The organism is Steroidobacter agaridevorans (genome assembly GCF_009932555.1).
Lineage (GTDB): Bacteria > Pseudomonadota > Gammaproteobacteria > Steroidobacterales > Steroidobacteraceae > Steroidobacter > Steroidobacter agaridevorans.
In genome coordinates this window covers 628,707-652,654 of sequence record NZ_BLJO01000005.1, presented here as the reverse complement: position 1 = coordinate 652,654, position 23,948 = coordinate 628,707, and the positions used below count along the sequence as shown (strand labels likewise).

Sequence of the window (23,948 nt, the reverse complement as noted above, 5' to 3'; positions counted from 1 at the left end):
GCGCGACGCCAAACTCACAACCGAGGGTTGGTGGTGGGAGAAGAGTCACGCGCGAATGCGCAGCTGACATTTCGGCGGCGTCGGGAATGTCCTAGGTCTTCCCGGCAGCTTCGGACAAAAGGGACTTTGCCGGAGCAGTGCGCCCAGGGACGGGACCCAAGGAATCCGCGCGATAGCGCGAGTGACGGGGAGCACGGTACCGGGAAGACCTAGGACGTTCCCGGCGCTGCAGACCACCGAGGCCTCTTACTCCGGGGCCCCGGCGGCGGAATCACAACAAACGTTAGAACGCGTTAATCCCCGTCAGAGCACGACCGACCGTCAACTGATGAACGGTCTCCGTGCCCTCGTAAGTGATGACACTTTCCAAGTTGAGCGCATGCCGAATTGGGGAGTACTCAACGCTGATGCCCGCGCCACCGAGAATGTCACGCGCATCTCGCGCCACTTCAATCGCCGCACGAGCGTTGTGCCACTTGGCGACAGAGACCTGCGTCGGCTGCATGATCCCCTGATCTTTCAAACGTCCGAGCTGCAACGACAGCATCTGTGACGTTGTGATTTTCCGGGCCATCTCCGCCAGGCGAATCTGAATCGCTTGAGTCGCGGCCAGCGGCCTGTTGAACAGAATGCGGGTCTTCGAATATTCGATGACGTCCTTCAAACACGCCTGTGCCGCGCCGGTCACGCCCCAGCAGATGCCGTAGCGTGCTTGAGTCAAACACGACAGCGGGCCCTTCAACCCGACGACGTTCGGCAGCATGTTTTCTTCCGGCACGACGACATTGTCGAAGAACAAGCTGCCCGTCAGCGACGCGCGCAAGCTCATCTTGTGTTTGATCGTGGCCGTGGTGAACCCTTTGAAGCCCTTTTCGACCAGGAAGCCCCGGATGCCGTCGTCGGTGCGGGCCCAGACGATGGCGAGGTCGGCGATCGGGGCGTTGGTGATCCACATCTTCGCGCCGTTCAGCACCCAGTCCTTGCCCTGGCGCTTGGCGTGCGTCTTCATGTTGGCCGGATCGGAGCCGCCGTGCGGCTCGGTGAGGCCGAAGCAGGCGATGGTTTCGCCTTTGGCCATGCTCGGCAGCCAGCGTTGCTTCTGCTCTTCGCTGCCGAACGCGTCGATTGGATACATGCACAGGCTGGACTGCACGGAAACAAAGCTGCGCAGGCCCGAGTCGCCGCGCTCCAGTTCCTGGCAGATCAAGCCGTACGACACACCATTCAAACCGGCGCAGCCATGACCGTGGATCGAGCTGCCCAGCAGGCCGAGCTCCGCGACGCCAGTCACCAGCTCGCGCGGGAAACGTTCGTGCTCGAAGCAATCGCCCATGATGGGAATGACTTGCTCGTCGACGAATTTCGCGACCGAGTCCTGCACCAGGCGCTCTTCGTCGCTGAGCATGGCGCGGACGTTGTACAGATCGACGGGATCGAGTTCGGGGGCCGCGGACGGCGCTGCTTTCGGTTTGGCTGACATGTGGGCTCTCCTGGTCGGGCGAATAATAGCGCACGCGACCGATAGTGACTTGGTGCGCACTTGAGCGGAGGTGGTGTCGTGGCCGCCGCCGCGGGCGGTGGGAAGGTGCGAAAACCCTTAATTTTCCGGCCCCGGCGCGCCCCTGCAAGCCCGGTACGGCAAGGCAAGCCTACAATTCTTGTCGGTGACGGCTGAGCGGGGGTAACTTGTACGAGGAATCACGTTGAGCAAGGGGGAGCGATGCGCACCGTGGAGCAATGGCTGGATGAATATGGCGAGAGTCACCGCAATGCCATCAACAAGGCGCTGCACTGGATCTGCGTGCCCATCATCGTCGTCAGCTTGATCGGGCTGCTGTGGTCGGTGCCCGCGCCGCGGACCTGGCAGGAGATATCGCCGTTGCTGAACTGGGGCTTGCTGTTTCTATTGGCAGGCGTGGTGTATTACCTGTCGATGTCGTGGTCGCTCGCGGTCGGCATGGCGGTATTCGCCGGGCTGGTGACGTTGGCCATTGTCGGACTGCAAAGCCTGCCGTGGCCGTTGTGGAGCGTATGCATCGCGTTGTTCGTGGTGGCATGGATCGGTCAGTTCATCGGACATCACTACGAAGGGCGGCGACCGTCGTTTTTCAAAGACATTCAGTTCTTGATGATCGGTCCGCTATGGTTGCTCAGCTTTATCTATCGAAAAATGCGAATTCCTTACTAGTTTCGGTAGCTCAGCGCGGCGGACACTCACGGATTCAGTGCCGGTTCAGTCCGTTTTTTCCAGGCTGATCCCGTGTATGGCGCGGGTGCATAGTGCCGCGCGATTTTTTCAGCGGAGAGGAAACCCCATGGTCGATCGTTTTTCCAAGCTCGCCGGTGTCGGCATCGTCGTGACCTGCCTGCTCGCAGGCTGCACCACGGTCAATCCGTATACGCGCGAGTCGCAAACCAGCAAGGCTGCCAAGGGCGCAGGCATCGGCGCTGCCGTCGGCGCGGTGGCTGGCTTGCTGACGAAAGGCGACAAGCTGGAGAACGCGCTGATCGGCGCGGGCGTAGGCGCGTTGGCCGGCGGTGGCGTTGGTTATTACATGGACGTGCAGGAAGCGAAGTTGCGCCAGAAGCTCGAAGGCACGGGCGTGAGCGTTACGCGCGTGGGCGACAACATCACGTTGAACCTGCCGAGCAGCATCACGTTCGCGACCAATAGCGCGGACCTGAATTCAGGTTTCTATAACGCGCTCGGCGGCGTTGCGATGGTGCTGAAGGAATACAACAAGACGGTCATCGAAGTGGCCGGCCACACCGATAGCACGGGCAGCGACCAGTACAACCAACAGTTGTCGGAGCGTCGCGCGTCGTCGGTTGCGAATTATCTGACGGGCCAGGGCGTCACTCAGCAGCGCCTGCTGACGGTCGGCGCGGGTGAGTCGCATCCGGTTGCTTCCAACGACTCGGAGTCAGGTCGTGCGCAGAATCGGCGTGTCGAGATGACGATCGTGCCGATTACGAAGGGCTGAGATTAACGCAGCAGCTGTTTATTTTTGATGCTGCTCGCCGGCCCGGAAAGGATGGGTCGGAGGCGCGAGCCGGCCGGGTTACTCCAGGCAAGCCGCCCGCAGGACAAAAATATCTGCTGCCGCGTTATGAGATAGGCGCAAAGAGAAAGGGCCGGCTCTTCACGAGGCCGGCCCTTTGGTTTACAGGGTCCATGACGCTGGTTCAGTCCGTTAGTTCGCTCATGCGGTGGCTTCGGCCACGAGGCCGCGCAGTTTCTTGATCGCGTTCGCCTCGATCTGGCGAATACGCTCCGCGGACACGCCGTACTTGTCGGCCAGCTCGTGCAAGGTCGATTTCTCGTCCTGCATCCACCGGCTGCGCAGGATGTGCTGGCTGCGGTCGTCCAGCGTTTCCAGCGCCTGAGACAGCCGCTCGGCGGTGTCCTCGTCCCACTGCTCGCGTTCCACGGCGACCGACGGATCGGCTTCCGGGTGCTGCAGGTAGGCCGACGGCGAGTACGCGCCATCCTCTTCATCCGCATCCGGGGCCGGATCGAAGGACAGGTCGCGCGAGCTCAACCGCTGCTCCATGTCGGTCACTTCGGCGGTGGTCACGCCGAGGTCGCGGGCAATCGCCTTGGTCTCCACGTCCGTCAGCCAGCCCAGGTTCTTCTTGAACTTGCGCAGGTTGAAGAACAGCTTGCGCTGCGCCTTGGTGGTGGCGATTTTCACCAGCCGCCAGTTACGCAACACGTACTCGTGGATCTCGGCGCGGATCCAGTGAACTGCGAACGACACCAGTCGCACGCCTACGTCCGGATCGAACCGCTTCACCGCCTTCATCAGGCCGACATTGCCTTCCTGAATCAGGTCGCCGACGGGCAGGCCGTAGCCGCTGTAGCCGCGGGCGATGTGCACCACGAAGCGCAGGTGGGACAACACGAGCTGGCGGGCCGAGTCCAGGTCCTCGTTGTCACGCAGGCGACGAGCCAGATCCAGCTCCTCTTCCCGCGACAACACCGGAATGCGCGACACGCGATCGATGTACGAATCGAGGCTGCCGACCGGGCCGGCCAGCATGTGCAGGGGGCTGGCGGCTAGTTCGGTGTGAGAGCGAACAAGCGCAGTTGATGTCATGTCGAAGATTCCCCTCCAGTCAGTGGTCAGAAGTTTAGCAATCGCGATGTTTGAGTGCTAAGTCGCCTTGAAAGTTCCGGCGGCGCCCATAGGTTCCGAACGGTTTGCGCCTAGCTAAACCGTTGATATTACTGAAGTCTTTTCGCCCTGGGGCGGCCCGTGAACGTCAGTCACGAATGCCGTGACTGAGTATGCGGATTGGCGAGACTGATCGACGGGTCAGGTCGGTTCGATGGCCCGCAGATGGCGGGTGGCCGCAAGGTAGGACCCCAGCCAGCCCAGAACGATCCCGCCGCCGAGCAGGATCAGGGTGGCCCGTGTGTCCAGGCCGCCGAGCTCGAAGGCGCTGCCGTACAGGCCGGCCATGCGGCCGATGGGCTCACGCAGGATGGCGATCACGGCCGCGGTGATGATCCAGGCGGTAAGGCCGCCGCCCAGCCCGTACCAGATGCCGTTGTACAGAAAAGGCCGACGCACGAAGCCGTCGGTGCCGCCGACCAGCTTGGTCACTTCGATCTCGGCGCGGCGGTTCTGGATGTCGAGCCGGATGGTGTTGCCGACGATGACCATGACCCCCAGCGCCAGCAGCGCCGCAGCCACGATCAACCCCCGGCGTACCGTCTCGAGAATCGCGTTCAGACGATTCACCCAGGCGGTATCGAGCTGCACGATCTCGACCGACGGCATCGCGCGCAGGTCGGCGGCGAGGCTGTCGAGATTGGCGGAGGTCGTGAAATCCGTGGCCGGTGTGACCACCAACGTATGGGGCAGCGGATTCTCATTGAGCGCATCGATGGCAGCGCCAAATCCCGAGTCGTGCCGGAACTCCTTCAACGCGGCGTCCGCCGTGATCACTTCGACGTTGCTCACATCGCGTCGCTGCTTGATGCGGCTCGCCGTGCGAGTCGCCTCTTCGGCAGAAGTGGGGCGCTTCAGAAACACCGTCAGATCGACGGCCTTGTTCCAATTGCCGGTCGCGGTCTGCGCATTGCTGATGAGCAGATGCAAGCACGCCGGCAGCGCGAGCGCGATGCCGATGACCAGCACGGTGAGCAGTGTGGCCAGCTTGTGCTGTGACAATCGGCCGAGCGAGCCGATCGAGGTCTGGGCGTGTCGGGTCAGCCAGGCGCTCATCGCATCGCTCCTTCGGCGCCGGTGATGAGCTTGGCGGGATCGACGAGCTTCTCGCCGGCGCTGACGCCCGCGGGCATGTCGTCGATGACCCGGCCGCCTTCCAGTCGCACCCGTCGCACCGGGAAATGCTCGAGCAGATACAAGTCGTGGCTCGCGACCAGCACCGTGACGCCGACTTCGTTGAAGCGACGGAAGATGTTCATCACTTCCAGCGACAGCTCGGGATCGAGGTTGCCGGTCGGCTCATCGGCGATCAGCACCGGCGGCTTGCTCACGACCGCGCGCGCGATGCCGACGCGTTGTTGTTCGCCCGTCGAAAGTTCGAGCGGCATGCTCTGTTCGCGACCCAGCAGTCCCACTTGATCCAGCGCCGCGCGCACGCGCTTGCCGATTTCCTTCGTGCCGACGCCGGCGATGATCAGCGGCAGCGCGACGTTGTCGAAGATGGTGCGATCGTGCAGCAGTTTGTGATCCTGGAACACCATGCCGATCTGGCGGCGGAACGCCGGGACCTTACGACGCGAGACGCCGTTGACGTTCTGGCCGTTGACGATGAGCTGGCCGCGCGTCGGCCGCTCGATCAACGAGATCAGCTTGAGCAGGCTGGATTTGCCCGCACCGGAGTGGCCCGTGAGAAACACGACCTCGCCGCTGTCGATCTCCAGGGTCAGATCGCTGAGCGCCTCGCGGCCGTTGGGGTAGCGTTTGAAAACGTGATCGAAACGAATCATGCGGATCGTGTCAGTCCCGCTTGAGCAACGCATCGACGAAGGACTCGGCTTCGAAGCCGACGAAGTCTTCGACGGTCTCGCCGACGCCGAGATACCGGATCGGCAGTTTTAATTCGTTGGCAATGGCGAACACGATACCACCCTTGGCGGTGCCGTCGAGCTTGGTCAGCACGACGCCGGTGACGCCCAGCGCTTCATGAAACAGCTTAGCTTGCTGGAGCGCGTTCTGACCTTGGCTCGCATCCAGCACCAGCAGCACTTCGTGGGGCGCGCTGGGATCGAGACGCCCCATCACGCGCTTCACTTTCTTGAGCTCGTCCATCAGGTTCGACTGCGTGTGCAGGCGACCGGCGGTGTCCGCGATCAGCACGTCGAATTTACGGGCCTGCGCGGACTGCAAGGCGTCGAATGCGACGGCGGCGGGATCGGCGCCCGTGGCTTGTGCGATCACCGGCACGTCGTTGCGCTGACCCCAGACTTGCAGCTGCTCGACGGCAGCGGCGCGGAATGTATCGCCCGCGGCCAGCATCACCTTCATGTCGGCCGCTTTGATGATGCGGGCGAGCTTGCCGATCGTCGTGGTCTTGCCGGCGCCATTCACGCCGACCACCAGCACCACGAACGGAATGTATTTGCTGTCGATGACCATCTGGCCCTGCACCGGCCGGACGATGTCCATGAGCTGCTCGCGCAAGGCTTCGAGCAGCGCGTCCAGGTCGTCGAGCTCGTGGCGCGCCGCTTTCTTACGCAGCGCGCTCAGGATTCTTTCGCTGGTGTCGACGCCCACGTCGGCGGTGATCAGGCGCATCTCCAGCTCGTCGAGCACGTTCTCGTCGATCTTGCCGCCGGGAATCAGGTTCGCGAGGTCGTAAGTCAGCCACGAGTCGCCCCGGTTCAACTTGGCGCGCAGGCGCGTGAACAGGCTGACCGGCTCCTCGGCAGGAGGTGCAGGCGGTGGGGCGGCGGGCGGCTTGTCCTTCTTGAAACCGAACATTCGTGAGCTTGGGTCAGGGTCTCGCGGCGGGGCGCGCAATTCTAACAGCAACGGCGGCGCGCGCCGGGGCTATCATCCGCCGCGCACATGGCCAGAGTCCCCAGCAATCGCCGACCCGTCGGCAAAACCACCGCCCAGGCCGGCCGACGTCCGCCGAATCAGTTACGTATCGTGGGCGGCCGCTGGCGCGGCATGCGGATCGATTTTCCCGACGTCGAAGCGATCCGCCCGTCGCCGGACCGGGTCCGCGAGACGCTATTCAATTGGTTACAGACGCACATCTCCGGCGCGCGCTGTCTGGATTTGTTCGCGGGCAGCGGCGCGTTGGGCATCGAAGCGCTGTCGCGAGGCGCCTCGGCGGTGACATTTGTAGACCGCGAGCCGCAGGTGGGCCGCCATTTGACGCAGACTCTGCAGCGTCTGGGCGCAACCGGCGCGACGGTCAAAAGCGAAGACGCGATCCGTTTCCTGGAACGAACGCCGCAGCCGTTCGACCTGGTATTTCTCGATCCGCCGTTCGCTTCGACGCTGTTGCAGCCGGTATTCGCCAGATTGCCGCAGGGCTGGCTGGCGCCGGAAGCGCACATTTACGTGGAATGTCCATCGAATGTGCCGATGCCACCGCTGTCAGCCGGCTGGAGCGTGTACCGTTCCAAGCAGGCCGGCCAGGTCGGCTATCATCTGCTGCGAGTCACGACGGCTCGCATCCGTTCCGCTGAAGAGGTTTTGCCATGACCGGCGCCATGTATCCCGGCACGTTCGACCCGATGACCAACGGCCACCATGACCTGGTGCGTCGAGCCGCCGGCATTTTCGATCGCGTCGTGGTCGCGGTCGCCGCCAATCCGGGCAAAGCTCCGCTGTTCACATTGGAAGAGCGCGTCGAGCTGGCGCGCGAAGTGCTGCACGATATTCCCAACGTCGAGATCACGGGTTACTCGGGCCTCACCGTCGAGTTCGCGCGACAACATGGCCTTGGCGTGGTGGTGCGCGGGTTGCGCGCGGTGTCCGACTTCGAGTTCGAGTTTCAGCTCGCGACCATGAGCCGGCATCTGTCGGATAAGGTCGACTATGTGTTCCTGACGCCCACCGAGCAGTTCAATTTCATTTCCTCCACTCTGGTGCGCGAGATCGCCAGTCTCGGCGGCAACGTCGCGCAGTTCGTTCATCCCAAGGTCGAGGCCGCCCTGCAACGCGCGTGGGCCAAGCGCCGCGCGCAGCAGTAGTCCTCCTCCGTTGAAGCGCACGCCCTCTGGTTGATTTCAGAGGCGCGAGCGCGATTTGAGATCCCATGAAAGTCATCCCGCTGCTTCGGATTCGTGTTCTATTAGTTGCATTGTTCGTGTTGCCGCTCGCGGCGCTGGCGGATCAGTCGGAGCGCCCGGGCAAAGCTGGCATCGCCAGTGCGCATCAGCTGGCGACCGAAGCGGGCATGGACATACTTCGCCAGGGCGGCAATGCATTCGATGCGGCGGTGGCGGTGAGCGCCGCGCTCGCAGTGGTCGAGCCGAGCAGCTCGGGCTTGGGCGGTGGCGCCTTCTGGTTGTTACATCGCGCTTCCGATGGTTTCGAAACAATGGTCGACGCGCGCGAAGTCGCGCCTCGCGCGGCGACTCACGACATGTTTCTCGATGAGAAGGGCGATGTCGTCAAAGGCCGCTCGACATCGACGGCGCTGGCGGCGGGCATTCCAGGCGAGCCGGCCGGTTTCGAGTATGTCTCCAAAACGTATGGCAAGCTGCCGTTCAAGACGGTGCTGCAGCCGGCGATTCGACTGGCGCGCGACGGCTTTCCTTTGAACAATCGATTGCGCGGCGGCATCGTCGCCAAGCGCGAGACGTTCAACGCCGGCGCGGCGGCGAAAATATTCCTGGATAAAGGCCAGGTGCCGGCGGTCGGCTTCATCATCAAACAACCGGAACTGGCGAAGACGCTGACCGCGCTCGCCGAACGCGGCGCCGATGGGTTTTATAAGGGCCCGGTCGCGAAGCAACTGGTCGACGGCGTAAAGAAGATGGGCGGCATCTGGTCGCTGCAGGATCTCGCCGAGTACCAGGTCAAAGAACGCAAGCCGGTGGTTGGCGAATATCAGGGCGCACGCATCGTCACTGCGCCGCCGCCGTCGTCGGGTGGCGTGGGTTTGGTCAATGCGTTGAACATTCTTTCCGGCTACGACCTGAAGACGGTCGACGACGCGACCCGGGTGCACCTCATCGTCGAAGCGGCGCGACGCGTGCATCGTGATCGTGCCGAATATCTCGGCGATCCGGATTTTGTGAATGTGCCGATGGAGCGGTTGTTGAGTCCGCACTACGCGGCTGGCCAGCGCGCTTCGATTCGCATGGATCGCGCCACGCCGAGCGATTCCCTGCCGAGTATCGCGCCCGCGCCGGTGGGAACGCAGACCACGCACTTTTCCATCATCGATGCCGACGGCAATCGGGTTGCCGGCACCATGTCGATCAATTTTTTCTTCGGCTCGGGGTTGATGGTGCCGGGCGTGGGCATTCTGCTGAACAACGAAATGGATGATTTCGTCGCCAAGGCCGGCGTGCCGAACGGCTTCCGCCTGGTGGGCGCCGAATCGAATGCGATCGCGCCGGGCAAGCGGCCGCTGTCGAGCATGACGCCGACGTTCGTCGAACGACCGGAAGGCGTGATGGTGCTCGGCACGCCGGGCGGCAGTTACATCATGGGCATGGTGTTGCTTGCGACGCTGGACTGGATGCAGGGAATGTCGCCGGATGAGTTGGTGAAGAAGGGACGCTTCCACCATCAATACATGCCGGACGTGCTGTCGTTCGAGCCCGGCGCGCTCAACGCCGATGTGCAGGCAACGCTGAAGCAGTTCGGCCACAACCTGCGCGAGTCGCGCCAGCCGGGCAACATGCAGATCGTTACGTGGGACTACAAGACCGGAGCGGTCAAAGCGATCTCAGACCCGCGCGGCGTTGGTGTCGGCGTCGTCTATTAACGCCAACATTAACTTCGCATTCATCCGTTGCCCGCGCCGCGCCGGAGGCACGGTATCCCGTCAGGGATGCGGGCGCTATTTCTGACACTGCGGGCAGAAGTACGTCGACCGCTGCCCCTGCACGAAATGTTTGATCGGTGTCTTGCACACTCGACACGGATCCTTGGTCCGCTCGTATACATACAATTTCTGGCGAAAGTACCCCGGGTTTCCTTCCGGGTTGATGTAGTCGCGCAACGTCGTGCCGCCCGCGTGGATCGCGTCGTTCAGCACGTCTTTGATTGCTTTCACCAGCGCATCGAATTCGGGCCGCTTCAGCCGGCCCGCCGCGCGGCGCGGTCGTACACCGGCGCGAAACAGCGCTTCGCTGGCGTAAATGTTTCCCACGCCGACCACGACCTGGCCGTTCATGATCAATTGCTTGATCGCCACGCTGCGGCCTTTCGCGGCCCGCGCCAGATATTCGCCATTGAACTCGTCCGACAGCGGTTCCGGCGCCAGCGATTTCAGCAGTTTGTGCTGGAGCGGGTCGGCGTCGGTCCACAGCAGGCTGCCGAACCGTCGCGGGTCGTTGAAGCGCAGGCATTGGCCGCTATCCATCACGATATCCACGTGATCGTGCATGGACGGCGGCGTGGTCGCGGGCAGGATTCGCAGGCTGCCCGACATGCCCAGATGCAGGATCATGCTGCCGCGCTCGAGATCGAACACCAGATACTTGGCGCGCCGTCGCAGCTGAACCACGCGCTGACCGGCGGCCAGTTCAGGCAGCTGTTTCGGAATCCGCCAGCGCAATCGTGGCTCGCGCACGATGACTTTCTCGATCAGCCGTCCGACGACCGAGGACTCGATGCCGCGTCGGGTGGTTTCTACTTCAGGAAGTTCGGGCATGTGACGCCGTTGCTCAGGGAATGGCTCATTTGTGGGGACTTTCGGGGTTGGTTATAGTCCGGCGGGGGCGAGGCCAAGTCGCCCATCCTATAAGCTTTGCGTCCGTAGCAGGGGCACCCGTGAATCTCGATTTTCTGTACGGCATTCTGAATCTCAGCTTCTGGGAATACGTGCTGGTGACCTTTGTGTTGATCCAGATCACGTTCATGGGCGTGACGCTGTATCTGCACCGGGACGCCTGTCATCGCAGCCTCGATCTGCATCCGGCGCTGCGCCACTTCTTCCGCTTCTGGCTGTGGATGACCTCGGGCATCGTCACCAAGGAATGGGTGGCCGTGCATCGCAAGCATCACGCCCGTTGCGAGACGCCCGAAGATCCGCACAGCCCGGTCATCGTGGGCTTGAAGAAAGTGCTGCTGGAAGGCGCCGAGCTATATCAGGCCGCGGCCCGCGATCCGCAAGTGACCGAGAAGTTCGGTCGCGGCACGCCCGACGACTGGATGGAGCGCAACGTCTACTCCAAGTATCGGAACATGGGCATCGTGCTGCTGATCGTGGTCGATCTGCTGCTGTTCGGCGTGCCTGGCATCATCGTCATGGCGGCGCAGTTGATGGCCAATCCGTTGCTGGCGGCTGGCGTCGTCAACGGGGTGGGCCACTACTACGGCTATCGCAATTTCGAGTGTGCGGATGCGGCTCGCAACGTGATGCCGTGGGGCTTCCTGCTCGCCGGCGAAGAGCTTCACAACAACCATCATGCGTTCCCGAGCTCGGCGAAGTTCTCGGTGCAGCGTTGGGAATTCGATATCGGCTGGCTCTACATCCGCGTGTTCAAGGTGCTGGGTCTGGCTCGCGTGCTGCGGACCGCGCCGGAGCCGGTGAAGGTCGAGCCTCGAGTGCACATCGATCTGGAGAACGTCCGCGCGGTGATCGTGAATCGCATGCATGTGCTGCGTGACTACACCCGCCATGTGACGTTGCCCGTGTTCCGCGAAGAGCTGAGCAAGGCGGGCGGTGCGTTGAGCGGCCGAGTCCGCAAACTGCTGGTTCGCGAGCCGGCCTTGCTGGATGTGAATGCGAAGTCACGGTTGAGCGAAGTGCTGGCGTCCAATCAGACGCTCAAGACCGTCCACGAATTCCGCGAGCGCCTCGCGGTGATGTGGAGCGGCGCGAATATGAGCAATGAAAAGCTGATTCAGCACCTGCGGGAGCTGATCGCGCAGGCCGAAGCCAGTCGCATCAAGGTGCTGCAGGACTTCGCGAGCACCCTGCGCAGCTACTCGTTGCCGCTGCAGCCGCACGCAGCCTGATCTCCAGGCGTTGGCCTCACGGTCAACGGAAAGCCCGCCGAAAGGCGGGCTTTTTTATTGGCGGACGCCTCATCGAAAACCTGATTTCACGACGCCGAGCCAGTCATGCGTTGACACGCCAGCGGCGCGTTTGCGAGTTTGCGTAGACCCGGTCGAGGTCATCGGATTGCATTCACAAGGAGATATCGCGTGAAACTCAGGATTGCAGCGGCATTGTGCGGCTTGATGTGCTTCGGCTCGGCGAGCGCCGATAGTCTGTTCACGACTGGCACGATCGCCGTGCTACGGACTTATTCGATCAAGCACACAGTCACCCCATCGAGGGGCATCACCATCGTCCAACTCTCGCAAGCCATGTCTGGCGGTTGCTATTACGCCTATATCGATGCGGCCGATAAGGCCTCCTTGAGCATGGCATTGGCGGCGAAGTCGAGCGCGTCGCCGGTGGTGCTCTGGTACGACCCCGCTCAGACCGCGCCCTGGGGCGACACCGGGATCTGTGCTCTCACCGGCCTGGAAGCAACCTGACAGGGCCGCCCAAACGCAAAAGGCCCACCGGAGGTGGGCCTTCGCAGATTCGGTAGTGGTCCGCCGCCAGCGGACTCACCCACTTACTTGATCTTCGCTTCCTTGTAGGCCACGTGCTTGCGGGCCTTCGGGTCGAACTTGCGCACTTCCATCTTGTCCGGATGCAGGCGCTTGTTCTTGGTGGTGGTGTAGTAGTGGCCGGTGCCGGCCGTGGACACGAGCTTGATCTTTTCGCGCATGGCTTGTGCTCCTACCGCTTAAACCGCAACGCCCTTGGCGCGCAGCTCGGCAACGACGGTGTCGATGCCCTTCTTCTCGATGGTGCGCAGGCCGTGGCTCGACACGCGCAGGCTGACGAACTTGCGCTCGCTCTCGACCCAGAAACGCTGCACGTGCAGGTTGGGGAGGAAGCGGCGGCGACGCTTGTTGTTGGCGTGTGACACGGTGTTACCGGTCATCGGGCCTTTGCCGGTGATCTGACAGACTCTGGACATGGCGGAGTACCTAATCTGAGGCGCACGACGATCCCATCACAGAGGGGAGGCCGGGGGCCTAAAAACGAGTCGCGCTTTATACCAGCCGGCGCGGGCTTAGGGAAGTCGTCCGCGCCCCGAAAATGCCTGAAAGGCATCCTTTTACAGCCAGCCGCGCTCGGCGAAGGACTCGCAGACCCCGTCGCCGACGACCAGATGGTCCAGAACCCGGATGTCGACCAGCGCGAGCGCGTCCCTCAGGCGGACGGTGATGCTCCGGTCGGCCGGGCTGGGCTCGGCGATGCCGGATGGATGGTTATGGACCAGGATCAGCGCCGCCGCGTTCCGCGACAGGGCCAATCGCAGGACTTCGCGCGGATGAACGATGGCGCCGTCGATGGTGCCGCGGAATAGCTCCTCGAAACCGACCACCCGGTAGCGGCAATCGAGCAGCAAACAGCAGAAAACCTCGTACGGCAGATCTCGCAGCCGGAGCTGGACGAACTCCCGTGTCGCCTGGGGATTCTCCAGCGCCGAGCCGACCGTCATCAGTTCCTGGTAATGCCGTCGCGTCAGCTCCAGCGCTGCCTGGAGCACCACGTATCGGGCCGGCCCAAAGCCGCGCGTTTTGCAGACTTTCAGCCGGTCCGCAGTCAGAAAGGCGCGCAACGAGCCAAAATCGGCCAACAGATCTCGGGCAACATCCAAGGCGCTTCGGCCGCGCACGCCTGCCCCCAGCAGGATGGCCAGCAACTCGGTCTCGCTCAGCCCGGCCGCGCCATTCTTCAATAGTTTTTCTCTGGGCCGGTCGTGCTCCGGCCAGTTGCGAATCGACATCCTTGTCTCCCGGCGCTCCGGACGCGTTGCCCGCAGGGTTAGTCTGCCGAGCGGCGGGGCGACATTTGCATCGATTTCGCGTGACTTTGGCTCGAAATGGCCAGTTTTGGGGCCTCGGGTTGCGCTATGCGGGCCGGCGACCGGCCATATCTGCGCGGAATGGCTCCATGCGACAGCAGCGTTTGCCGGGCCCCCGGGTCGCCCCCATAATCCGGTTCATGAGCTCGCAGCCTCGCAAAATTCTTCTGGGTGTCACGGGCGGAATCGCGGCCTACAAGAGCCCGGATCTGGTGCGCCGATTGATGGAGCAGGGCGCCGAAGTCCAGGTCGTGATGTCACGCGGGGCTTTGCAATTCGTCACTGCCCTCACGTTCCAGGCTGTGTCCGGCAAGCCGGTGCGCGATGACCTGTGGGACGAGAGCAGTGAAGCGGCGATGGGGCACATCGAGCTGGCGCGCTGGGCGGACGAGATCGTGATCGCCCCGGCGACCGCCGATTTCATTGCCAAGCTCACGCATGGGTTTGCCGAAGACCTGTTGACGACGTTGTGTCTGGCGACCGCCGCGCCGATCACGATCGCGCCGGCGATGAATCGTCAGATGTGGGCCAATCCCGCCACTCAAGCAAACATTCGCATATTGAAAGAGCGCGGCGTGCGCGTGCTCGGCCCGGCCAGCGGCGAGCAGGCGTGCGGTGAAGTGGGTGTCGGCCGCATGCTCGAGCCGACGCAGATTGCCGCCGAAGTTTTCACCACTCGCGGTGGTGCTGGTCCGTTGCAAGGGCTGAAGGTCGTCGTTACGGCGGGGCCGACTCGCGAGAAGATCGATCCGGTGCGTTTCATCAGCAATCGCAGCTCCGGCAAGATGGGTTATGCGGTCGCTGAAGCGGCGCGCGAAGCGGGTGCCCACGTCGTATTGGTGAGCGGTCCCGTGCAGATTCCGACACCGCGCGGTGTCGAGCGCGTCGACGTGGAAAGCGCCGAGCAGATGTTGAGCGCGGTTCAGAGCAACGTCGTCGGCGCCGATATTTTCATCGCCGCGGCCGCGGTTTCCGATTATCGCTGTCGAGAGATCGCGTGCGAGAAGATCAAGAAAACCAGCGACACATTGAATCTTGCATTGGCGCGCGCGCCAGACGTGCTTGCGACGGTCTCGCGGGGCGAGCACAAGCCGTTCCTGGTCGGCTTCGCGGCCGAGACCGAGCACGTCGAGCGCAATGCGCTGACCAAGCTCATCAACAAGAATCTGGACATGATTGCCGCCAACAAGGTCGGCGATGGCCTGGCGTTCGATAAGGACGACAATGCCCTCACCGTCTACTGGCAGGATGGCAAACGCGAGCTTTCGCTGACCAGCAAAGCGGCCCTGGCGCGCCAGCTGGTGGAGCTGATCGCCGAACGCTATCGCGCACGCGGCCAGACCCAAAACCAAAACTCAACGCCTGCTTTGACCGCCGCTCATGCCCGCTGATGGAATGACCTCCGGCGACGGTAACCGCCGTCGCTTGCAGATTCGCGTGCTCGATCCTCGTATCGGCCGCGACTACCCGTTGCCTCAATACGCGACGTCGGGCTCGGCGGGTGTGGACCTGCGCGCCTGCATCGATGCGCCGCTCGAATTGAAGCCTGGCGATACTCAGCTGATTCCGTCGGGCATCGCGATTTATCTGCACGATCCGGCCTATGCCGCCATCGTGCTGCCGCGCTCGGGGCTCGGCCACAAGCACGGCATCGTGCTCGGCAATCTGGTGGGGCTGATCGACTCGGACTACCAGGGGCAGATCTTCGTGTCGTGCTGGAATCGCGGCCAAAGCACTTTCACGATTCAGCCGGGCGAGCGCATCGCGCAGCTGGTGGTGGTGCCGGTGGTGCAGGTCGAGTTCGACGTGGTGAACGAGTTCGTCGCCACCGAGCGGGGCGCCGGCGGCTTCGGCAGCTCGGGGCGCGGCTGAGCTACTACTTTATTCCCTTCAATTCCTTGAAGCGCTTGATGTCGGCGCTGAAGCTCGCTTCGATCTCGGTCTGCTCGACCAGGTTCTTCTCCAGCGACTCCTCGTACACCTTCATGCTGTTGACCGTGTTGACCATCTCCTCGGCAAGATGGTCCGGCAGCGGCGGCGCGCCCGGCTTCGTGCTGTAAGGCTTGAAACGCGCGATCTGGGTTTCCAACCGGCTCTGGCGCTCGCGCATGTTGACGATGGTCTGCTCGGTGGCGCGGTGTTGGGCGACCAGCATTTCCAGGCGTTGATCGCGCAGCCGCTCGATATCTTCAACGCTCAGGTACGTTTCGAGCAGCATGCGGTCGCGCAGCTCGCGTTCCTGCTTCTGCTTGCGCTCGAGGCTTTCGCCGGCTTCCCGCGCCAGGCGGGCGGCGCGCGTGCGGTCGCCTTCGATAACGCGCAGCACCGAGCCGTGGGCGTTCAGCACCTCGGTGTCCTGGCCCTGGCAACCCATCGGCATGCTGTCGCTGAACAGCTGTTGGCCGTTCACATCCTTGCAGCGGAAATAGGCTTCATCCGTCGGGTTGCTCTTTTTCTGTTGCTTCTGAGCGGCGAAAGCGACGCCCGATGCGACTATCGCGACAACGACCGTCAGTGTGCGAATCCCGCGCATCGGTTTGAAATAGTCCCGTGGAGCTGAATGGTTATTGTGCCGAAGGGCGCTGTTGGGTCAACTTTGGACAGTTTTTGTCAGCTGCGAGAGCGCGCCGGAGCGCACCGATCTGCACCGTTAGACCGCGCATCCTCTCAGTCCGACACGCCATATTCGCTGCGATACCGCTCAATTGCCGCCAGTTGTGCCGCATCCCCGCTGCCCCTCAGATAGTCGATCAGGTCGGCGAGTCGCAGGATGCTGGTCACCGGGAGCTGCAATGTCTGTTCCACTTCCTGAACGGCGGACAGTCGACCCTGACCGCGTTCCTGCCGGTCCAACGCGAGCATGACCCCGACCGGCTGTGCGCCGGCGGCGCGGATGATATCGGTGGCTTCACGGATCGCAGTTCCTGCGGTGATCACGTCGTCGACGATCAGCACCCGGCCGCGCAGCGGCGAGCCGACGATGTTGCCGCCTTCGCCATGGTCCTTGGCTTCTTTCCGATTGAAGGCCCAGGGAACATCGCGGCCGTGTTGGTCATGCAGCGCCACCGCGGTGGTCGCGACCAGGGGAATGCCTTTATAGGCGGGGCCGAACAGCACATCGAACTCGAGCCCCGCGACGGCGATCGCCTGCGCATAGGCGCGCCCCAGTTCCGCCAGCGCCCGTCCCGAATTGAACAAGCCGGCGTTGAAAAAGTACGGGCTGACCCGGCCGGATTTGAGCTTGAACTCGCCAAAGCGCAGCACGCCGAGCTGCAGACAGAGATCGATGAATGAGCGCATGGCGCAGGATGGTAGTCGATTTGCGCTCGACATCGGGCATAGATCAAGCCTGATTTCTTGCGGGTTCAGGCCATGTGCGCGGTGAGCCTTCTATAATCGCCCGCCATGAGCACAGTGGCAGCGAGCACGACAGCGGCAGCGGCGGCACCCAAACCCAGGTGGCGCGACATTCTGGCCAGTCCGAAGATGGTCGCCATCATGGTGCTCGGGGCGTCTTCGGGGTTTCCGAATCAGATCACCGAAAGCGCCCTGATGGCCTGGCTGAAGGACAGCGGCGTCAGCAATACCAACATCGGCATCCTGTCGTACGTCGCGCTGCCTTACTTGCTCAAGTTTCTATGGGCGCCGGCGATCGACCGCTATCCACTGCCGTTGCTGGGTCGACGGCGCGGCTGGGTCGTCCTCACGCAGTTGTGTCTCGCGTTGGCGATTGCGGCGTTCGCGTTGCAAAACCCGGCGGTGTCGTTGACGCCGATCGCGGTGTGCGCGGTCGCGATCGTGTTCTTTTCAGCGACTCAGGACATCGCGATCGACGCTTATCGAACCGACGTCGCGCAACCGAACGAGCGAGGGCTGGCGGCCGCGGCCAACAACCTGGGCTATCGAACATCAGCCTGGATCGCGGCGGCGTTTGCACTGGTGGTCGCGGACTATGTCGGGTGGAAGCCGGCGTTTCTGATTCTCGCCGCGGTCATGGCTGCGTTCTGTTTCGGCACGCTGCTGGCGCCCGAGCCTCACTACGAACATCAGCCGCCGCGCACACTGAAGGAGTCGCTGGTCGTGCCGTTGCGCGAGCTGCTGGGCACGCCGAGCGCCCTTGCCTTCATCGCCCTGGTGATCCTGTTCAAGGTGGGTGACGCGTTCGCGCTACGGCTGTTCACGCCCTTCATGATGGATGTGGGCTTCAGCAAAACCGAGATCGCACTGGTGTTGAAGGCGTTGTTCACGGCCAGCGCGGTGATCGGCGCGATTCTCGGCGGTGTCGCGATGGTGCGTCTAGGATTGTTGAAGTCGATGCTGATTTTCGGCGTGCTGCAGGCGGCGTCCAACTTCCTGTACTACGCGTTGGCCCTGACGGGCAAAAGCTACCCGCTGATGATCGCGGCGGTGAGCATCGACAACGTTGCCGGAGCGATGGGCAATATCGCATCGGTCGCGCTCATCATGGCGCTGTGTGACGTGCGCTACAGCGCGTTTCAATATGCGCTGCTGTCGGCAATCGCGCTGACTCCGCGATACTTGCTCGGCGGTCCGGCGGGCTGGATCGCCGATCACGCCGGTTGGGACATGTACTACGTCGTCAGCGTGCTGCTGGCCCTGCCAGGACTGATGCTGGCATGGCTGATGCGCGAGAAGATCAAGCAGCTCGATCAGCCTCGCGCTTGAGCGCGGGGCTGAATTAGAAATATAACAAGAGTTATAAATCCCGCGGCGACGGCCACTCGGAATAGCCCGAGGCTTCCGAGCGATCCAGGCTCATCAGCGGATCGACCCACGAGCCGGCGGCGGTGATCTCCCGGTCGGACTCATAGTCCTCGGGCTCGACGTCGACCGAGCCGGTCCAGTCCTCCGGCGCCTGCGCTTCTTCGAAATCCTGTTCTTCCCAAGATTCCAGATCGAACTCTTCCAGAGTGCCATCGAAGTGTTGCACTTCCACAGTGCCGTCGTCGCGATCGATCGCAACCACTTCGAACAGGGCGCCATTGAGGCGGCGATACCAATCACCCACGACTGGGCTCGGCGAAGTCATGACCATCCTCCGACAGGAGTGAGGGAGCCTCCTTGCGGAAGCATCCTTGCGTCAGGCGACACGCGCTATATATCGACGTTTGTTTTAGACCTGCGCCGCGCTGGATTCAAGTGGGATTTTTTCTGCAAGGCATCAACTCGGCGCTGCGAATTCACCCTCACAACGGCGCGCAGATCGTGTGGTGTTTGGAGCGCAACGTGAATTTTTTTCTAGCGATGCCGAATGTGACTTTATTGTGATGGCGAGGACACGCGCGTGTAGCTCAGATCCCAGACGCCGTGGCCCAGTCGCTGGCCACGCCGCTCGAAGCGTGTGAGCGGGCGTTCCTCGCTGCGGGCGACGAAACCGGTCTCGGGCGCATCGTTGGCGAATGCGGCTGAAGCATCGATCACTTCGCGCATCTGCAGGGCGTAATGTTCCCAATCGGTCGCCAGCCGCAAGGTGCCGCCCACCGCCAGCACGCGCGCCAGCAGCTCGACGAATTCCGGCTGGATCAGGCGGCGTTTGTGATGCCGCTTCTTGTGCCAGGGATCGGGAAAGAAAATATGGATCAGCTGAATGGAGCCGGGCGCGAGTTGCTGTTGTAACACCTCGACGGCGTCGTGACAGATCACCCGCAGGTTCTTCAGCCCGGCCGCCTCCGCGCCCAGCAGCAGGTGACCGACGCCGGGTTTATGTACTTCCACCCCGATGCAATCCAGCTCGGGATGCGCCTGCGTGAATGCGAGCAAGGCCTCGCCGGCGCCGAAGCCGATTTCCAGCATGCGCGGCGCCTGGCGGCCGAACAATCGATCCAGATCGGCCGGCTGCTCGCTGAATTCGACCCCGTAGCTGGGCCACAGCTCATCCATCGCGCGCTGTTGAGCGGCGGTCTGGCGGCCGCCGCGAATCACGAAACTGCGGACGGTTCGACGCGAAGGCGGCGGGTCTTGGGACTTTTCCGGGGTCATTTCTGGACGGCGTGGGATTGCAGATGGTCGTAAAGCAATTTCGCAGCCGAGTGCATCGGCGCCCCGCTGCGAATACAAAGAAACAATTGTCGGTGCGCCCACGGATCGGTCAGCGGCACCGAGGCCAGCGACAGCGAGCGGATGTAAGCGCTGGTCGCTGCTCTGGGCACGATGCTGACGCCGAGCCCGGAAGCGACCATCGCGCAGGCGGCGTCGAAGCTCGTGACTTGCACGCGCCAGTGCAACGACCGATCCACTTCCGTGGCCGCGCGCGTCAGCAAACGATGCAACGAGCTCCCGGCATGCAGGCCGACGAACGGCTGATCGATCAGCTCGGCAAACGTCAGCGAGCTGCGCTTCGCCAGCGGATGATCGGGCTTCAACACGACCACCAGGTCGTCGTTCCTGAAAGGCACGGTGGTGAGACCGTCGATCGCCGGCAACTCGCTGACGATGCCCAGGTCGGCGGAGTTGTCCGCGACCGCCGCCGCGATCGCCGAGCTCACATGCTCTTCGAGATGAACATGAATGTCGGGATGTTGTCGGGCGAACGAGGCGAGCGCGTCCGGCAGGAATTCGACGATCGCGGAAATGTTTGCAAACATCCGCACGTAGCCGCGCGTGCCCGAGGCATGGCGGCGCATCTCATCGTCCAGCTGTCCGGCCTGATGCAGTAGTACGCGGGCTCTTGCCAGCAGCGCATGGCCGGCCGCGGTCAGTTCGACACCTTTCGCCCCGCGCAGCAGCAGCGGACAGCCCAAATTGTCTTCCAGGTCGGAGACGCGCTTGCTGACCGCCGAAGCCACGGTGTGCGACCGTTCGGCGGCGCGCGCGATGCTGCCCGCATCGGCGACGGCCACGAACAATTCCAGGTCACGTAAATCGAATCTCAGGGCCACGGAAGACATCGGCGGGGTGAAATCGAGGAACGGCAGTATACCGCCCCGTTGGGGCCCCGCTGGCGCGCAATCCGGCCGCCAATTGATCGGCGACAGCGCACCCCCTAGAATCGGCCAAACGCGGGTGTAGCTCAGTTGGTAGAGCACAAGTTTCCCAAACTTGAGGTCGCGGGTTCGAGACCCGTCGCCCGCTCCAGATTCCAGCCCGGGTCGTCGTCGACCCCGCCTGGACGTCCAGCACACCTCACCTTGCCGCAAGCTTCCCGGCAACCCCGTTGCCGCTCGCTTGTATTTTATTCGAAAGGGGTAGCTTTCAGATGACCGCCAGCCGTCGCGATTTCCTAGTGGGCACCGGTGCCGCCCTGGCCCTGGCCAATCTGCCGGCCACCGTCCGGGCCAACAGCCCGACCGGCGCCGACAAGGCGGCCGAGGCGCTGCTGGCCGAGCTGGCCGAAGAAATCATGGTCGACTATCCGGAAAGCGCCACCGGCTTGGGCATCGATACCGGGCCGCGCGCGCCGTTGAAGGCCAAGCTGACGGATCGCTCGGCCGAGGGCCAGCGAGCCATTGCGCAGCGGGTCGCGAAACGTCTGCAGCGCCTGAAGGCCATCGACACCTCGAACCTCAGCGACGCCACTCGGATCGACGTCGACGTGATGCGCACTTCGCATGAGTTCGCCAGCGAAGGCTTCGCGTTTCCTTATGGCGATGTCGCCACCCTGAATCAGAACTGGTCGTATCGGAACGCGCCTTACGTGTGCGCTCAGAACACCGGCGCCTTCCTCGAAATCCCGAGCCTGCTCGATACACGCCACACCATCGCAACCCCGGCGGATGCCGATGCCTATCTGTCGCGGCTCGAGGCCTATGCCGGGCAAATCGAAGGCGAGACCGGCCGGTTGCATGCCGCCGCCGCGCAAGGCGTGATCGCGCCGGATTTCCTGCTCGACAAGACGCTCAATCAGCTGCGCATGGCCAGCGGCGGAAACGTTGCCGAATGGTCGCTCGTCACGTCGTTGGCGAACCGGACCAAGACCATGAAAGGCGACTACGCAGCGAAGGCGGCGAAGATCGCGAAGGACAAGATTGCGCCGGCGCTGCAGCGTCAGCTCACCGAGTTGGAGGAACATCGCAAGAAGGCCACCAGCGATGCAGGCGTATGGAAGCTGCCGCGCGGGGATGAGTACTACGCGTGGGCATTGAGCGCGGCAACGACAACGCGCATGACGCCGGATCAAATCCATGAGCTCGGCCAGCAAGAGCTGCGCGCGTTGCAGTCCGAGATGGATGTGATTCTCAAAGCGCAGGGCATGACGCAGGGAACGGTGGGCGAGCGCATGACGGCGCTCGGCAAGCAAGAGCGCTTCCTGTTTCCCGACAACGATCAAGGCCGCGAGCAGATCATGGCGCTGTTGCACGATCGGGTTGCGGATATTCGCAAACGATTGCCGCGCGCGTTCGCGACGCTCGTGCCCGGAAACCTCGAGATCACGCGCATGGCGCCGGAAGTGGAGCCGGGCGCGCCCGGCGCTTATGGCGGTGCTGGCACGATCGACGGCAAGGTGCCGGGCAAGTTCTGGATCAACCTGCACACGACCAAGCTGTGGACCACCTATGCACTGCCGACGCTGACCTATCACGAATCGATTCCGGGTCACGTCTGGCAGGGCGAATATACATTCAAGCTGCCGCTGTTCCGTTCGCTGCTGGCGTTCAACGCGTTCGCCGAAGGTTGGGCGCTGTACGCCGAGCAGCTCGCCGGCGAGCTCGGGGTTTACGACAACGATCCGTTCGGCCGGCTCGGTTATCTGCAGTCGATTGCATTCCGCGCCTGCCGGCTCGTCGTCGATACCGGCCTGCATGCGAAACGCTGGACGCGCCAGCAGGCGATCGAGTGGTTCGCTCGCACCAATGGCTCGGGTCTCGACGAGGTCACGAGCGAAGTGGATCGTTACTGCGCGTGGCCGGGCCAGGCGTGCGGTTACAAAGTCGGCCACAGCGAAATCAACCGTCTGCGCAAGAAGGCGCAGCAGGCGCTCGGCAACAAGTTCGACTTCCGCAAGTTCAACGATGCGGTGGTGAAGGGCGGCGACGTGCCGATGGTAGTGCTGGCCCGTAACATCGACGCGTTCATCGCCAAAGGCTGAGTCAATGCGGATCGCGACTTATAACGTCAACAGCATTCACGCCCGCTTGCCCAGCCTGCAGCGCTGGCTGCAGGAAACATCGCCGGACGTCGCCTGCCTGCAGGAGTTGAAGACACCGTCGGAAAAATTTCCCGAAGCCGCGATTCGCGAGCTGGGCTATGGCGTGATCTGGCACGGGCAGAAAAGTTACAACGGCGTCGCCATTCTCAGCAAAGGCTGCGAGCCCACCGAGATCCGTCGCGCCTTGCCGGGCGATCCCGAAGATCTGCACAGCCGCTACATCGAGGCGGTCGTGCGCGATGTCGTCATCGGATGTTTGTATTTGCCCAACGGCAATCCGGCGCCGGGCGAGAAGTTCGACTACAAATTGCGCTGGCTCGAGCGTCTGCGGGTGCATGCGGCCGAGTTGATCGGCAGCGGCAATGCCGTCGTGCTGGCGGGCGACTACAACGTCATTCCCACCGGCAACGATGTTTACAAACCCGAGCGTTGGGTCGACGACGCGTTGTTCCGCGTCGAGACGCGCGAGGCGTTCGGCCGCATCGTCGAACAGGGCTGGGTCGACGCAATCCGGCACCTGCATCCGGACGCAACGATTTATACCTTTTGGGATTACTTCCGGAACGCCTACGGCCGCGACGCCGGCCTGCGCATCGATCATCTTCTGTTGAACGCGCCAGCGCTGCGCCGGCTCAAGGCGGGCGGCGTGAATCGCGACGTGCGCGGTTGGGAGAAGCCGAGCGATCACGCGCCGACTTGGATCGAGCTGGAAGACTAAGCCTCCCGCGGCCGCTTGCTCAGAAGCCGGCCGCGGCTCTAAGCTCGACGCAACTTCCCGCCTGAAACCCGTCT

At 63.0% G+C, this 23,948-nt stretch carries 26 protein-coding genes and 1 tRNA gene; 13 read left to right on the top strand and 14 right to left on the bottom strand.

The genetic code is table 11. The features are described 5' to 3' along the window. Positions 1–283: 283 nt before the first annotated feature. Positions 284–1,480, bottom strand: coding sequence for an acyl-CoA dehydrogenase family protein (locus GYH35_RS21015; protein WP_161812597.1), 1,197 nt, complete (start codon positions 1,478–1,480; stop codon positions 284–286). Between the two features lie 240 nt (positions 1,481–1,720). Between GYH35_RS21015 and GYH35_RS21010 the strand changes: the two genes are divergently transcribed. Together GYH35_RS21010 and GYH35_RS21005 are read left to right on the top strand one after the other, a co-directional pair. After that, a complete protein-coding gene (locus GYH35_RS21010) occupies positions 1,721–2,188 on the top strand; it encodes an Mpo1 family 2-hydroxy fatty acid dioxygenase (protein WP_161812598.1) in 468 nt (155 codons plus the stop codon). Between the two features lie 127 nt (positions 2,189–2,315). Beyond that, the gene (locus GYH35_RS21005) at positions 2,316–2,984 is read left to right on the top strand and encodes an OmpA family protein (protein WP_161812599.1); all 669 of its coding nucleotides are present in this window, start codon (positions 2,316–2,318) and stop codon (positions 2,982–2,984) included. A 219-nt stretch (positions 2,985–3,203) separates the two neighbouring features. Here GYH35_RS21005 and rpoH read toward each other — a convergent pair whose 3' ends face one another. The 4 genes from rpoH to ftsY all read right to left on the bottom strand — a co-directional run bounded on the left by rpoH (position 3,204) and on the right by ftsY (position 6,959). Then, the gene (rpoH, locus tag GYH35_RS21000; protein WP_308683808.1) at positions 3,204–4,043 is read right to left on the bottom strand and encodes an RNA polymerase sigma factor RpoH; all 840 of its coding nucleotides are present in this window, start codon (positions 4,041–4,043) and stop codon (positions 3,204–3,206) included. Between the two features lie 276 nt (positions 4,044–4,319). Continuing rightward, the gene (gene ftsX / locus GYH35_RS20995; protein WP_235936826.1) at positions 4,320–5,234 is read right to left on the bottom strand and encodes a permease-like cell division protein FtsX; all 915 of its coding nucleotides are present in this window, start codon (positions 5,232–5,234) and stop codon (positions 4,320–4,322) included. Next, positions 5,231–5,965, bottom strand: a complete 735-nt coding sequence (gene ftsE, locus GYH35_RS20990) for a cell division ATP-binding protein FtsE (RefSeq protein ID WP_161812601.1) — start codon at positions 5,963–5,965, stop codon at positions 5,231–5,233. Before ftsE ends, ftsX begins: the two co-directional genes overlap by 4 nt. Positions 5,966–5,975: 10 nt before the next feature. Then, on the bottom strand, positions 5,976–6,959 hold the full coding sequence (gene ftsY / locus GYH35_RS20985) for a signal recognition particle-docking protein FtsY (RefSeq protein WP_161812602.1): 984 nt from the start codon (positions 6,957–6,959) through the stop codon (positions 5,976–5,978). Positions 6,960–7,046: 87 nt separating this feature from the next. On the opposite strand from ftsY, the gene rsmD reads away from it, so the two are divergent. The 3 genes from rsmD to ggt all read left to right on the top strand — a co-directional run bounded on the left by rsmD (position 7,047) and on the right by ggt (position 9,933). After that, the gene (gene rsmD / locus GYH35_RS20980; RefSeq protein ID WP_161812603.1) at positions 7,047–7,694 is read left to right on the top strand and encodes a 16S rRNA (guanine(966)-N(2))-methyltransferase RsmD; all 648 of its coding nucleotides are present in this window, start codon (positions 7,047–7,049) and stop codon (positions 7,692–7,694) included. Further along, the gene (coaD, locus tag GYH35_RS20975) at positions 7,691–8,185 is read left to right on the top strand and encodes a pantetheine-phosphate adenylyltransferase (protein WP_129641830.1); all 495 of its coding nucleotides are present in this window, start codon (positions 7,691–7,693) and stop codon (positions 8,183–8,185) included. Before rsmD ends, coaD begins: the two co-directional genes overlap by 4 nt. A 65-nt stretch (positions 8,186–8,250) precedes the next feature. Continuing rightward, positions 8,251–9,933, top strand: coding sequence for a gamma-glutamyltransferase (gene ggt / locus GYH35_RS20970; protein ID WP_161829398.1), 1,683 nt, complete (start codon positions 8,251–8,253; stop codon positions 9,931–9,933). Between the two features lie 75 nt (positions 9,934–10,008). Here the strand turns inward: ggt and mutM are convergent, their stop codons facing one another. Continuing rightward, on the bottom strand, positions 10,009–10,824 hold the full coding sequence (gene mutM, locus GYH35_RS20965; RefSeq protein WP_161829397.1) for a bifunctional DNA-formamidopyrimidine glycosylase/DNA-(apurinic or apyrimidinic site) lyase: 816 nt from the start codon (positions 10,822–10,824) through the stop codon (positions 10,009–10,011). Positions 10,825–10,943: 119 nt separating this feature from the next. On the opposite strand from mutM, the gene GYH35_RS20960 reads away from it, so the two are divergent. Both GYH35_RS20960 and GYH35_RS20955 read left to right on the top strand, forming a co-directional pair. Beyond that, positions 10,944–12,134 (top strand): DesA family fatty acid desaturase, encoded by a 1,191-nt coding sequence (locus tag GYH35_RS20960; RefSeq protein WP_202624454.1) that lies wholly within the window; start codon positions 10,944–10,946, stop codon positions 12,132–12,134. A gap of 189 nt (positions 12,135–12,323) precedes the next feature. After that, positions 12,324–12,662, top strand: coding sequence for a hypothetical protein (locus GYH35_RS20955; protein ID WP_161812607.1), 339 nt, complete (start codon positions 12,324–12,326; stop codon positions 12,660–12,662). A gap of 83 nt (positions 12,663–12,745) precedes the next feature. On the opposite strand, the gene rpmG is transcribed toward GYH35_RS20955, so the two are convergent. The 3 genes from rpmG to radC form a co-directional block, all read right to left on the bottom strand. Continuing rightward, positions 12,746–12,901: a 50S ribosomal protein L33 gene (gene rpmG, locus GYH35_RS20950; protein WP_129641833.1), complete on the bottom strand. Its 156-nt coding sequence runs from the start codon at positions 12,899–12,901 to the stop codon at positions 12,746–12,748. Between the two features lie 18 nt (positions 12,902–12,919). Next, positions 12,920–13,156, bottom strand: a complete 237-nt coding sequence (gene rpmB, locus GYH35_RS20945) for a 50S ribosomal protein L28 (RefSeq protein WP_161812608.1) — start codon at positions 13,154–13,156, stop codon at positions 12,920–12,922. Between the two features lie 141 nt (positions 13,157–13,297). Next, entirely contained in the window at positions 13,298–13,972 is a 675-nt protein-coding gene (gene radC / locus GYH35_RS20940; RefSeq protein WP_161829396.1) for a RadC family protein, read from the bottom strand. A 218-nt stretch (positions 13,973–14,190) separates the two neighbouring features. Between radC and coaBC the strand changes: the two genes are divergently transcribed. Then, positions 14,191–15,441 carry a bifunctional phosphopantothenoylcysteine decarboxylase/phosphopantothenate--cysteine ligase CoaBC gene (coaBC, locus tag GYH35_RS20935; RefSeq protein WP_161812610.1) on the top strand — a complete coding sequence of 417 codons (1,251 nt, stop codon included), beginning with the start codon at positions 14,191–14,193 and terminating at the stop codon, positions 15,439–15,441. Continuing rightward, entirely contained in the window at positions 15,431–15,922 is a 492-nt protein-coding gene (gene dut / locus GYH35_RS20930) for a dUTP diphosphatase (protein ID WP_322110853.1), read from the top strand. Before coaBC ends, dut begins: the two co-directional genes overlap by 11 nt. Positions 15,923–15,926: 4 nt before the next feature. Here the strand turns inward: dut and GYH35_RS20925 are convergent, their stop codons facing one another. Together GYH35_RS20925 and pyrE are read right to left on the bottom strand one after the other, a co-directional pair. Beyond that, positions 15,927–16,583: a hypothetical protein gene (locus GYH35_RS20925; RefSeq protein ID WP_161812611.1), complete on the bottom strand. Its 657-nt coding sequence runs from the start codon at positions 16,581–16,583 to the stop codon at positions 15,927–15,929. 134 nt (positions 16,584–16,717) lie between these two features. After that, entirely contained in the window at positions 16,718–17,350 is a 633-nt protein-coding gene (gene pyrE / locus GYH35_RS20920; RefSeq protein ID WP_161829395.1) for an orotate phosphoribosyltransferase, read from the bottom strand. A gap of 105 nt (positions 17,351–17,455) precedes the next feature. On the opposite strand from pyrE, the gene GYH35_RS20915 reads away from it, so the two are divergent. After that, complete coding sequence (locus GYH35_RS20915) at positions 17,456–18,736, top strand: AmpG family muropeptide MFS transporter (protein ID WP_161812613.1); 1,281 nt, start codon at positions 17,456–17,458, stop codon at positions 18,734–18,736. Positions 18,737–18,767: 31 nt separating this feature from the next. Here the strand turns inward: GYH35_RS20915 and GYH35_RS20910 are convergent, their stop codons facing one another. The 3 genes from GYH35_RS20910 to GYH35_RS20900 form a co-directional block, all read right to left on the bottom strand. Continuing rightward, entirely contained in the window at positions 18,768–19,100 is a 333-nt protein-coding gene (locus GYH35_RS20910; protein WP_161812614.1) for a DUF6763 family protein, read from the bottom strand. A 230-nt stretch (positions 19,101–19,330) separates the two neighbouring features. Beyond that, the gene (gene trmB / locus GYH35_RS20905) at positions 19,331–20,050 is read right to left on the bottom strand and encodes a tRNA (guanosine(46)-N7)-methyltransferase TrmB (protein WP_161812615.1); all 720 of its coding nucleotides are present in this window, start codon (positions 20,048–20,050) and stop codon (positions 19,331–19,333) included. Continuing rightward, positions 20,047–20,949, bottom strand: a complete 903-nt coding sequence (locus GYH35_RS20900; RefSeq protein WP_161812616.1) for a LysR family transcriptional regulator — start codon at positions 20,947–20,949, stop codon at positions 20,047–20,049. Before GYH35_RS20900 ends, trmB begins: the two co-directional genes overlap by 4 nt. Before the next feature lie 120 nt (positions 20,950–21,069). Here GYH35_RS20900 and GYH35_RS20895 point away from each other — a divergent pair. The 3 genes from GYH35_RS20895 (at position 21,070) to xth (ending at position 23,874) form a co-directional block, all read left to right on the top strand. Beyond that, positions 21,070–21,145 (top strand) — tRNA-Gly (locus tag GYH35_RS20895). A 121-nt stretch (positions 21,146–21,266) separates the two neighbouring features. After that, positions 21,267–23,096, top strand: coding sequence for a DUF885 domain-containing protein (locus GYH35_RS20890; protein WP_161812617.1), 1,830 nt, complete (start codon positions 21,267–21,269; stop codon positions 23,094–23,096). Between the two features lie 4 nt (positions 23,097–23,100). Next, positions 23,101–23,874 carry an exodeoxyribonuclease III gene (gene xth, locus GYH35_RS20885; RefSeq protein WP_161812618.1) on the top strand — a complete coding sequence of 258 codons (774 nt, stop codon included), beginning with the start codon at positions 23,101–23,103 and terminating at the stop codon, positions 23,872–23,874. Positions 23,875–23,948: the final 74 nt, after the last annotated feature.